This is a genomic window from Parafrankia sp. Ea1.12 (genome assembly GCF_900465275.1).
Lineage (GTDB): Bacteria > Actinomycetota > Actinomycetes > Frankiales > Frankiaceae > Parafrankia > Parafrankia soli.
Genome location: NZ_UBIZ01000691.1, coordinates 1 through 10599 on the forward strand (window position 1 = coordinate 1; position 10599 = coordinate 10599).

6 protein-coding genes are annotated in these 10599 nt (G+C 74.1%); 3 read left to right on the forward strand and 3 right to left on the reverse strand.

The window, feature by feature from the left end; all coding sequences use genetic code 11:
• Positions 1–224, forward strand: a 224-nt coding sequence (locus tag FMEAI12_RS39095; RefSeq protein WP_235015126.1) for a hypothetical protein, incomplete at its 5' end; no start/stop codon positions are given.
• 888 nt (positions 225–1112) lie between these two features.
• On the opposite strand, the gene FMEAI12_RS35570 is transcribed toward FMEAI12_RS39095, so the two are convergent.
• Together FMEAI12_RS35570 and FMEAI12_RS35575 are read right to left on the reverse strand one after the other, a co-directional pair.
• Positions 1113–1970 carry a LuxR C-terminal-related transcriptional regulator gene (locus FMEAI12_RS35570; RefSeq protein ID WP_020461711.1) on the reverse strand — a complete coding sequence of 286 codons (858 nt, stop codon included), beginning with the start codon at positions 1968–1970 and terminating at the stop codon, positions 1113–1115.
• Between the two features lie 939 nt (positions 1971–2909).
• Complete coding sequence (locus tag FMEAI12_RS35575) at positions 2910–5672, reverse strand: RNA helicase (protein ID WP_235015128.1); 2763 nt, start codon at positions 5670–5672, stop codon at positions 2910–2912.
• Between the two features lie 274 nt (positions 5673–5946).
• Between FMEAI12_RS35575 and FMEAI12_RS35585 the strand changes: the two genes are divergently transcribed.
• Both FMEAI12_RS35585 and FMEAI12_RS35590 read left to right on the forward strand, forming a co-directional pair.
• Positions 5947–7182: an acyl-CoA desaturase gene (locus FMEAI12_RS35585; protein WP_235015130.1), complete on the forward strand. Its 1236-nt coding sequence runs from the start codon at positions 5947–5949 to the stop codon at positions 7180–7182.
• Between the two features lie 201 nt (positions 7183–7383).
• A complete protein-coding gene (locus FMEAI12_RS35590) occupies positions 7384–7626 on the forward strand; it encodes a hypothetical protein (RefSeq protein WP_006539918.1) in 243 nt (80 codons plus the stop codon).
• Between the two features lie 204 nt (positions 7627–7830).
• Here FMEAI12_RS35590 and FMEAI12_RS35595 read toward each other — a convergent pair.
• On the reverse strand, positions 7831–10599 hold a 2769-nt coding region (locus tag FMEAI12_RS35595; protein ID WP_112109398.1), incomplete at its 5' end, for an ATP-binding domain-containing protein.

Sequence of the window (10599 nt, forward strand, 5' to 3'; positions counted from 1 at the left end):
GCTCGCGGCTCGGCAGCTCCCGGTGCGGCGGCTCGCGGCTGTGCGGCCCGCGGCTCGGGCGAGCGCCCGGCGCGACCGCGCCAGCGGCGCCGGCGTGGCCCCTGCTCCGGTGGCGGTGGCGCGGCTGGGTGGACGGTGCCGGGCCGCGGTGGCGTCGTGCGGGCCGGCGGGTGCGGCTCGAGCGGTTCTGCCGGCCCGGCCACGGCGCCCGGGTGGGCGGGTGACCGGTGGTTGGCGGGGCGCCCCGTCGAGCCCCTGAACCGCCGCGTGACTTCGACGGGAAATGACATGAGTTCAACGTAGAAGTAGCAAAGATTGGGCGATACCCCCGTAGAGGGGTACCAAAGGCGCGAATCCCTCTTTAATGTTCACGCCGTTGGCGTGAGTACCGCGATGACGTCGTGACTCGCGCCAGTCGGTATCCGGAGGAGGGGGAGTTCGTCGTGGAGGAGAAGTTCGAAGGGCACAACAACGGCAGAACACCGCCGCATCTGGCGAGGTGCCCCCGGCCGCGGTACGGGGTTCAACCGCACGGGGGTATTCCGGCTGACAACGCGGGCCGGCCGGAGGGTTCCGGTTGGGACGAGCGTCCCGCCGCGCCCGGTGGGACAGGGCAGCGGCCCGGGGCGCGGCCGCGGTCGGGCGGCCCGGGCGCGGCGCCGCCACCTGGGGCGGAACAGCCGCCCGCGGGGGATCAGAGCGGCGCGTCGGGCCCGGCGTCCACCGGTCCGCTCCCGCTGCCGGCGCCCGGCGCCGCGGCCACCCGACCGGCGCCGGCGCCCGGCGCGCGGCGATTCTGCCCCGGGCCGACGCGGCGCCGGTGAGATTCGTCCCGCGGCCGGTTCCGCTCGTGGCCCGTGGGTTACGGGCACCAGGACTGGAATGCATTTCCCGATGGGCGTGAACGGAATGTTTCCCACCGGCCGGCCGCGGGCGAAACGCCGGTCGGGCGCCCTGCTCGCCGGGTGCGTGGTCGGTGGGAAGCACTTTCGGTGGGGTGCACCGCCGGCCGGGTGAACGACTCGGACGAAGCAGACGGGCGGTGACCGCCCCGAGAATCTCGGGGGGTCACCGCCCGTCGGCGGTTCTGGTGGCGCGCCGTCGCGCCGGCCTCACGGCAAAAGGCTGGAACGGCGCGCGACGTTCACGGCCGCGGTGCGGTTGTGCACCCCCAGTTTGTTCATGATGCTGCGCAGGTACGCCTTCACCGTCTCGGGGCTGACGGCGAGCCGGCGCGCGGTCTCCGCGTTGGACATGCCCTCCGCGACGAGCCGCAGGACGTCGAGCTCGCGGGGGGACAGCCCGAAGGGCTGGGCCCGCGTCGGCGGCGCGGTGTCGGGAAAGAGGTCCTCGAGCAGGTCGCGCACCGCGACGATCCGTTCCCGCAGGGCCGGGTCGCCGGCCTGGTAGCTGAGCTCCTCCAGCTCGGCGTCGACCCGGCACAGCACCCGCAGCCGGGACGCGCCCGCCGGGCCGCCCGGGGTCGGGCCGGCGTCGGCGCGCGCCGTCATCGTGCGTTCGGCCAGGAACGCCTCGAATCGGCGGGCGACGCTGAGCGCGGTCTCCACGGCGGCCGGCGGGACGGGGTTGTCGGCCCGCACGCCGCAGTACAGCACCGCGTGGACGGTTCCGCCGGTGCGTACCGGCACGGCCACCACCGAGGAGATGTCCTCGCCGAGGACGGCCCAGTCACGCTGGTCCTCGGTGTAGCGCGGGCGGGTGCCGGCGTCGATCACGACGGGCCGTCCCAGCGCGACGACCCGCCCGCCCACGCCGTGGCCCGGCGGCAGCGACATGCCGCGCAGCGCGTTGGTGCGGTTCCCGTCGAGCGCGCTGATGGTCAGGTAGCGCGAGCGGGGGTCGACCGATCCGCCATAGGCCAGATCGGCGCCGGTACGGGCGCGCAGCCGGGTGACGGCTCGAGGCAGCAAAGCCTCGACCGAGCAGTCATCGGAAGTGCCCGATGTCATCGTCTTCCTCTCGTCCGGGGGTCTCGCGGACTAAGAACGAAACAAAACAGAAAAATTCGGCAAAGGTGCCACCGGCCCGCCACTTATTTCCCGGGCCTAAGCCGGCGTGAGACGAGGTCAGTCGCGGAAACGGAGGTCGTGCGGCGCCGGATGCGGTGCCGGGTCGGCGGGGAGTGTCGCCGGGTCGCCCGGTCCTTTACGGCAGACAAAACGCCTTGCTGGGAAATGAGACTAGCAAGGGGATCTTCGTCCCGGCAATCAGCGCATTGTGCACTGTGGTGCCGAACGCGCGCAGTGAGGGTTGGGATCCGGCGAAGGTGTATGGGGGTGGCCCGGTCGCGTGGGCCCGCCACCACCGCCGGATCCCCGTGTGCGGCGCGTGGATCCCGCCGCCGCGCACCGCCGCGCGGCGGTGCGCGGCGGTGCGCCGGCGTGCCACGGCGGCGCGTGGGGTGCGGTGATCGACCGTTCGTTCTCCGTTGACATGGATCGACGGGATCCGTCGTCCGGTGTTCTTCACCGATTCCCAGCATGGTGTCAGTTGTGTATCCGGTGGTTGGTTTATGAGAATGTCTGCCGCTGGGGTTGGGTAAATACCAGGCCGGTGGCGTCTTTCGGGCCCGTGTCCACAGTCGCCGCCGTCACCCCTGGTCGTGGGTGGACGCCGGTGCGCGATGCCCGGCCCGGCCGGGCGCGGGCCGCTACGGGAAAGGCCGCGGGCCGGCCGCGGCGGCCGTCATGTCCGTCCGTTACCGCATCGCGCCGCACCGCACCTGCGGCATTTCCAGGACCTACGCGGGAGGGCTGGACCGATGGTGCCGGTTGCACACCGCCCGGAGCGCGTATGAACACCTCGGTGCCATTGGCGGTTCGCCGCCGCGCCCGCCGCCCGATACGCCGCCCGACCGACCGCCGGAAAGCGGACCGCGGGAAAGCCGCTCAGAGCTGGTCGACGGCCGTCACCCGCAGGATGGCGATGCCGGCCTCGTCGGAGGCGGCGAGGTCCACCTCGGCGCTGATTCCCCAGTCGTGGTCCCCGGCCGGGTCGTCGAAGATCTGGCGCAGCGTCCAGCGGTCCGCGGCGGTCTCCACGATGAGCAGCCCGGGGCCGCGGGCGTTCGGCCCCGTGCCGATCTCGGCGTGCGTGTCGAAGTACGGCTCCAGGGCGTCGCGCCAGGCCTGCGCGTCGAAGCCCACGGCCGCGTCGAGCTCGCCGAGCAGGTCGTAGCGGCGCAGCGCGGCCAGCTCGACCCGGCGGAACAACGCGTTGCGCACCAGCACCCGGAACGCGCGGGTGTTCGCGGTGACCGCCGAGGTCCGCTCGACCAGCCCGCTCGGCGGGGCGTGGCTCTCGGGAGCGGGGTCGCGCAGCGCCTCCCACTCGTCGAGCAGGCTGGAGTCGACCTGGCGGACCAGCTCGCCCAGCCACTCGGTGAGGTCGGTGAGCTCCTCGGTGCGCGCGTCCTCGGGCACCGTCTGGCGCAGCGCCTTGAACGCGTCGGCCAGGTAGCGCAGCAGCAGCCCCTCCGAGCGGGCCAGGCCGTAGAAGTCGACGTACTCGGCGAAGGTCATCGCCCGCTCGTACATGTCCCGGGCGACCGACTTGGGCGACAGCTCGTAGTCGTCGACCCAGGGGTGGCCGCGCCGGTAGGTGGCGAGCGCGGCGTGCAGCAGCTCGTCGAGTGGCTTGGGCCAGGTGACCTCGTCGAGCAGCTCCATCCGCCGGTCGTAGTCGACGCCCTCGGCCTTCATCGCCGCCACCGCCTCCCCGCGGGCGCGGAACTGCTGCGCGGACAGCACCTGCCGCGGGTTGTCCAGCGTCGACTCGAGCAGGCTCAGGACGTCCAGCGGATAGTCGGGGGACTCGCGGTCGAGCAGGTCGATCGCGGCCAGCGCGAACGGGGACAGCGGCTGGTTGAGTGCGAAGTCGAGCTGCAGGTCGACGGTGAGCCGCACGGTGCGCCCGGTCTCGTCCGGCGTGTCGAGCTTCTCCACCACCCCGGCGGCGAGCAGCGCCCGGTAGATCGCGATCGCGCGGCGGATGAGCCGGCGCTGCGCGGCCGGCGACTCGTGGTTGTCGGTGAGCAGGTGGCGCATCGCGCTGAACGCGTCCCCCGGCCGGTTGACCACGTTGAGCAGCATCGAGTGGCTGACGGCGAGGTGCGACGTCAGCGGCTCGGGTTCGGCGGCGACGAGGCGCTCGAAGGTCGGCACGCCCCAGGAGACGAAGCCCTCGGGGGGCTTGCGGCGCACGACCTTGCGCCGTTTCTTCGGGTCGTCCCCGGCCTTCGCCAGCGCCTTCTCGTTCTCCACGACGTGCTCGGGGGCCTGCACGACGACGTTGCCGACGGTGTCGTAGCCGGCCCGCCCGGCCCGCCCGGCGATCTGGTGGAACTCCCGCGCGGTCAGGATCCGGGTGCGGGTGCCGTCGTACTTCGACAGCGCGGTGAACACCACGGTGCGGATCGGGACGTTGATGCCCACCCCGAGCGTGTCGGTGCCGCAGATGACCTTGAGCAGGCCGGCCTGCGCGAGCAGCTCGACCAGCCGGCGGTACTTCGGCAGCATCCCCGCGTGGTGGACGCCGATCCCGTGCCGGACCAGACGGGACAGCGTCTTCCCGAACCCGGCGGTGAACCGGAAGCCGCCGATCATCTCCGCGATGGCGTCCTTCTCCGCCCGGGTGGAGACGTTCACGCTCATCAGCGCCTGGGCCCGTTCCAGCGCGGAGGCCTGGGTGAAGTGCACGACGTAGACCGGCGCCTGACGGGTCTCGAGCAGCTCCTCGATCGTCTCGTGCAGCGGGGTGGTCACATACCGGTGGAACAGCGGGACGGGCCGCTGCGCCGAGCGCACCACCGCCGTGGGCCGCCCGGTGCGCCGGGTCAGGTCCTCCTCGAACCGGGTGACGTCGCCCAGCGTCGCCGACATGAGCAGGAACTGCGTGTCGGGCAGCTCGATGAGCGGCACCTGCCAGGCCCAGCCCCGGTCCGGGTCGGCGTAGTAGTGGAACTCGTCCATGACGACCTGGCCGACGTCGGCCGTGGCACCGTCACGCAGCGCGATGTTCGCCAGGATCTCGGCGGTGCAGCAGATGATCGGCGCGCTCTCGTTGACCGAGGCGTCACCGGTCATCATGCCGACCCGCGCCGGGCCGAACACCGCGCACAGCGCGAAGAACTTCTCCGACACCAGGGCCTTGATGGGCGCGGAGTAGAAGGTGCGCCGGCCCCAGCCGAGCGCGGCGAAGTGGGCGCCGGTGGCCACCAGGCTCTTCCCGCTGCCGGTCGGTGTCGCCAGGATGACGTGCGCTCCGCTCACCACCTCGATCAGCGCCTCGGTCTGCGCCGGATACAGTTCCAGGCCCTGGTCGGTCACCCAGGCGCCGAACGCGTCGAACAGGGCGTCCGCGTCGGGTTCGGGACCGGCCGGCAGGCGGTCGACCAGCGACGGCGAGCCGGCGGCCGGGCCCGGCGCGCTGCCGGGTGTGACGCCGGGCGCGCTGCCGCCGGGGGCGAGGTCGGGTGAGGTGTTCTCGGGCGTGGAGGTGTGCGGCGTCATGGTGCTCTCGATCGTGCCCCACGGACGGCGGGCGCGGGCGACGGGCCGCCCCGTGGCGGCGCGCGCCGTCCGGTCCGTGGCGCGCAGGCTCGTCGGCCGCGCCGGGTGAACCCGGGTGAACCGCGCCGGGTGAACCGCCACCGGCCGGGGCGCGGCGGCGCATCGACCCGCGGCGGCGTGGGTATCCCCGCCCTTGCCGGGCGGGGCCGAGTACCTGTCCGCCGGCGCCCGCCGGGCACCCTCGCCGAGGGCCGGCCGGCGCCGGCGCGGCTCACCCCCCGCGGGTACGGGTGGGGTCAGACCCCCCTAGGCCGGGGCGCCACCTCCACTGACCAGGACGATGATTCGCAGCAGAGTCGGCGGTGTCGTCGCCGGCCACCTGGAGAGGGTCCATATGTCCCATGACCGTACGGGCGTGAGTCCGCCCGTGCTACTGACTGTCGGTCCGGCCACAGCCACGTCCCGGGCATCACTGCCGGCCGTGCCGGTGGAGCCGGCCCCGCCAGCCGTCGCCGCCGTGCCGGTGGAGTCGGCCCGGCCGGTCGCGACGGCCGTCGCGGTGCGGCCGCCCACGCCGGCGGGCCCGGCGGCGGCGTGCCCACCGCCGGTGAGCACCGCGGGCAGGCGGACCTCGGCCAAGGCCGCCGTGGGCGCGGCCGCCGCGGAGGAGAGCGCCGCGGGCGCCGCCGTTGCCATGGGCACGGTCGCCGTGGGTGCCGTCGCCGCGTCGCCGCGGGCGGCGGGCGCCGCGCCCGAGTTGGATCCGCGGCCGAAGTCCCGCGCCGAGCAGATCCTGCTCGCGCTCTTCCTGGGTGGGCCGCTGTTGGCGGTCGCCCTCGCCGTCCCGTTCGCCTGGGGCTGGGGTCTGAGCTGGCACGACGTCGTCATCGGCGCGGTGATGTACGTCATCGGCGGTCTCGGGATCACCGTCGGCTACCACCGGCACTTCACCCACGGCGCGTTCAAGGCGCGCCGGGGCCTGCGGATCGCGCTCGCTCTCGCCGGCAGCATGGCGATCGAGATGAGCGTGATCGACTGGGTGGCCGCGCACCGGCGCCACCACCGCTTCTCCGACCGTGACGGCGACCCGCACTCCCCGTGGCGTTTCGGGCCCGGCACCCGGTCGTTGGCGCGCGGTCTGCTGCACGCGCACGTCGGGTGGCTGTTCGCGCCGCGGCGGACCAATGCCCAGCGGTACTGCCCGGACCTGCTCGCCGACCGGGACATCCGGCGGATCTCGGACCGCTTCGGCTGGCTCGTCGCCGTGTCGATGCTTCTCCCGCCGCTGGTCGGCGGCCTGTGGGCGGGGTCGTGGACGGGCGCGCTCACCGCGTTCTTCTGGGCGTCGCTGGTCCGGGTCTTCCTGTTGCACCACGTGACCTTCTCGATCAACTCGATCTGCCACGTCCTGGGCGCCACGCCGTTCGCCACCCGGGACCACTCGGGCAACGTGTGGTGGCTGGCCGTCCCGTCGTTCGGGGAGGCGTGGCACAACCTGCACCACGCGGACCCCACCAGCGCGCGGCACGGTGTGCTGCGCGGCCAGATCGACCTCAGCGCCGGGCTGATCGCGGTGTTCGAGCGCCTCGGCTGGGCCCACGACGTGCGCTGGCCCGACAGCGAGCGGATCGCGGCGAAGCGCGCCGCCTGATCGGCCGCCTGACCGTTCTCCCCGCCGCGCGGTGCGCCGTGACGGAGTCGTCAGCGCACCGCTCCGTAGGCCGGGTGGCACCGTACGCAGGGGTCGAGTGCTCCCGTATGTCATCCGTTGGTCCTGTGATGGGGTGCGCTGCCCCACCTACCGGGGCGGCGGGGCATCCCGTCCGTCCTTTTTGCGGTTAGCGTCGGCGGGGTGGATGAGCTCCCTCTGCTCGTCGGGTCTGGTGACATCGCCCGGGCGCTGGGCGTCACCCGGCAGGCTGTCGATCACCGGCTGCGCAGTGATCCGGCGGCCCCCGCGGCCGCGGGGGTCGTGAACCGGACGTCCGCCTGGAACGGGACCCGGATCTGGTGGCGCGAGGATGTCGACCGGTGGCTGAACCTCGAGCCTGACCGGTGGCATCGGCTGCTCGCGTCTACCGCGCGGGGCGGGTGACCGGCGGTGGGCTGATCGTTCGACTACCGGCTGGTGCACCCCCGACACAAGATAGTCAACGCTGTTGACGACCGTTCGTTACTAAATTCGATCTTGAAACCTCCATTCCGTCCCCGGGACGAGGCTGTGTGCCCCGTCCCGGGGACGGACCGACCTCCGCCCGGGCCGCAGCCCGCCGCGCCTCGCGCCGCGGCGCGAGGCGCCTCAGCGACCGGATGCCGCCGGACCGGCCGCCGGAACGCCGCCGGTCGCCTCGCCGGCTGTCCCACCGGTCGCCTCGCGCGGTCGCAGCCGGCTCAGCACCGCCGGCAGCTCGCCGACGTGCACGACCCCGAGCTGGTTCGTCGGCCGGGTCAGCGCGACGTACAGGTCACCGGCGCCCCGCGGCGACTCGGCCAGAATGCGCTCGGGCTCGACCACGATGACCGCGTCGAACTCCAGCCCCTTGGACTCACGGACCGTCAGCACGACGACCGGCCGCTCCGGATCCCCGTCCGCGCCACCCTCCCCGTCCGCGCTGTCCGCCGTGCCCGCCTGGCCGTGCGGTGCCGCCTGCGCGGGCGCCCCCACCTCCACGTCCTGGTCCGGTCGCGGGCCGGTGGACCCGGTTTCGACGAGGGACGCCAGCTCGTCGCGGCGGGAGCGCGGCACGATCACAGCCAGCCGCCCGCCGCCGGCCGCCGCGCGCTCGGCACGTACCAGCTGCTCCAGATGCTCGGCCAGCTCGTGGGCGCCGACCATGAGCCGCCACGGCGCGCGGCCCGACCGGCGCACCGACCGCGGCGCGCGCAGCCCACGCCCCTGAGCGGCGAGCACGTCGCCGGCGATGTCCATGATCTCCGCGCCGGTGCGGTAGTTCACCGTGAGCCGCTCGAGGGTGAAGCGCGGGCCGACGAACGGGTCGAGCGCCTGCGCCCACGAGGAGCTCCCCGCCGCGTCGCCGGTCTGCGCGACGTCGCCGACCAGCGTCATCGACCGGGTCGGGCAGCGGCGCATCACCATCCGCCAGGCCATCGGGGACAGCTCCTGCGCCTCGTCGACGATCACGTGGCCGAACGCCCAGGTGCGGTCGGCGGCCGCGCGCTCGGCGGTGCTGCGGGTGTCGACCTCCTCCTGGCGTTCGCCGAACCGGTCGGCGTCGATGAGGTCGGAGGCCATCAGCAGCTCGCCGTCGGGGTCCTCGGTGTCGCCGCGGGAGAGGATGTCCAGCACGCCGCCGGCGTAGTCGATCCGCTGCTGGCGCTCCAGGTGCGCGGCGACGGCCGCGTCGATCGCCGCCCGGGGGTCGTCGCCGAGCAGTTCGGCGGCCTCGTCGAGCAGCGGGGTGTCGGCGGGTGTCCAGTCGCCGGGGGCCCAGCCCCCGCCGGGGTCGCGGCGTAGCGCCGCCCGCTCGGCGTCGGTCAGCCCGGGGGCGGCGCGCGACAGTGCGTCGGCGGAGGCGAACAGGTCCTTTAGCAGCGCCTGCGGGGTCAGCAGCGGCCACAGGCCGTCGATCGCCTCGGCGAGCCTGGGGTCGGACCTCAGATCGCGGCGCAGATCGGCCAGGTCGGAGGAGTCGAGCACCGGCCGGTCCGCCGCCGCGGCCGCGGCGGCCAGGGCCGCGCTGGGCCAGTCGCCGCCGTCCGTCGCCGCGCTGCCCCCACCCGGCTCGCCGCCTTCGGTGCTGTCGCCGAGGGCGTCGCGCGCGGCGTCGGTGTCGGGCCAGAGCATGAAGTCGTCGACGAAGTCCGGGATGTCGACCTCGTCGATCGACGACTCGTACCGGTCGGCGATCTGGCGGGTCAGGGCGGTGATCACCTCGCGGACGAACACCGACCGGGCGTGGTTGTGTGCGCGTCCGGTGAGCCGGGCGGCGGCCCGGGCCGGCACGACGATCGTCTCGTCGAGGCGGGCGACCCCGTCCGCGACGGTGATCTCCAGGGGCGTGTCGGGGAGCCGCTGGCGGTCGCGGACGGCGGCGGCCAAAATGTCGACCATCTCGGGCCGGCCCTTGACCTCCGCGGCGGTCGTGCTCTCGGCGCGACGGGCCCGCACGCCGGGGAAGAGGTCGCCGACGGTCGACAGCAGCACCCCGGTCTCGCCGAGGGAGGGCAGTACCTGCTCGATGTAGCGCAGGAAGGCCGGGTTCGGCCCGACGATCAGCACCCCGCGCTTGGACAGCTGCTCGCGCCGGGAGTACAGCAGGTAGGCGGCACGGTGCAGCGCGACGGTGGTCTTGCCGGTACCCGGCCCGCCCTCGACGACGAGGATGCCGTCCTGCTCGGAGCGGATGATCCGATCCTGTTCGGCCTGGATGGTCGCGACGATGTCGCGCATCCGGCCGGTGCGGTGCGCGCCGAGGGTGGCCAGCAGCGCCGCCTCGCCGACGAGGCTGTCGTGCGCCGGTGTGCCGTCCGGTTCACCAGCCGCGGTGGGCGGGCCGGCGGTGAGGTCGGGGTCGCCCTCGTCGGCGCCGAGCCCGTCGAGGGTCCGCAGGCCGAGGACCCCGCCGCCGAGGGTCGTCGGGCCGAACACCTCGTCGTCGAGGTGGGTCACCCGCCGCCCGACGGTGCGGATGTGGCGGCGGCGGGCGACGTGCAGCGGGGTGGCCCCGGTGGCCAGGTAGAACGGGCGGGAGGCCGGGGCCCGCCAGTCGATGAGCAGCGGCTGGTAGTCGGCTTCGGGGTCGAGGACACCCATCCGGCCGATGTAGCGCTGCTCGCCGTCGGCCATGTCGAGCCGGCCGAACAGCAGCCGGTCGCGCATCGCGTCGAAGCGGGCGACCTGGTCGGCGTGGCGGGCGGCGAGCGCGTCGCGGTCGGCGCGCGCGCCGGGTTCGGGATCGTCGCGCAGCAGGGCTTCGGCGAGTCCGGCGGCGGCGGCGGCGCGCAGCCCGTCCAGCCGCTCGTGCAGCATGGTCAGGTACTGCTGCTCCCGAGCGTGCTCGTCGCCCCCGGAGGTGTCTCCGGCCGGGGCCGGGGCGCTCTCAGGGGG

What these genes read in the sequence shown, in the direction of transcription:
- FMEAI12_RS35570 (WP_020461711.1), bottom strand. Translation starts at nt 1,970, where the DNA reads ATGACATCGGGCACTTCCGATGACTGCTCGGTCGAGGCTTTGCTGCCT.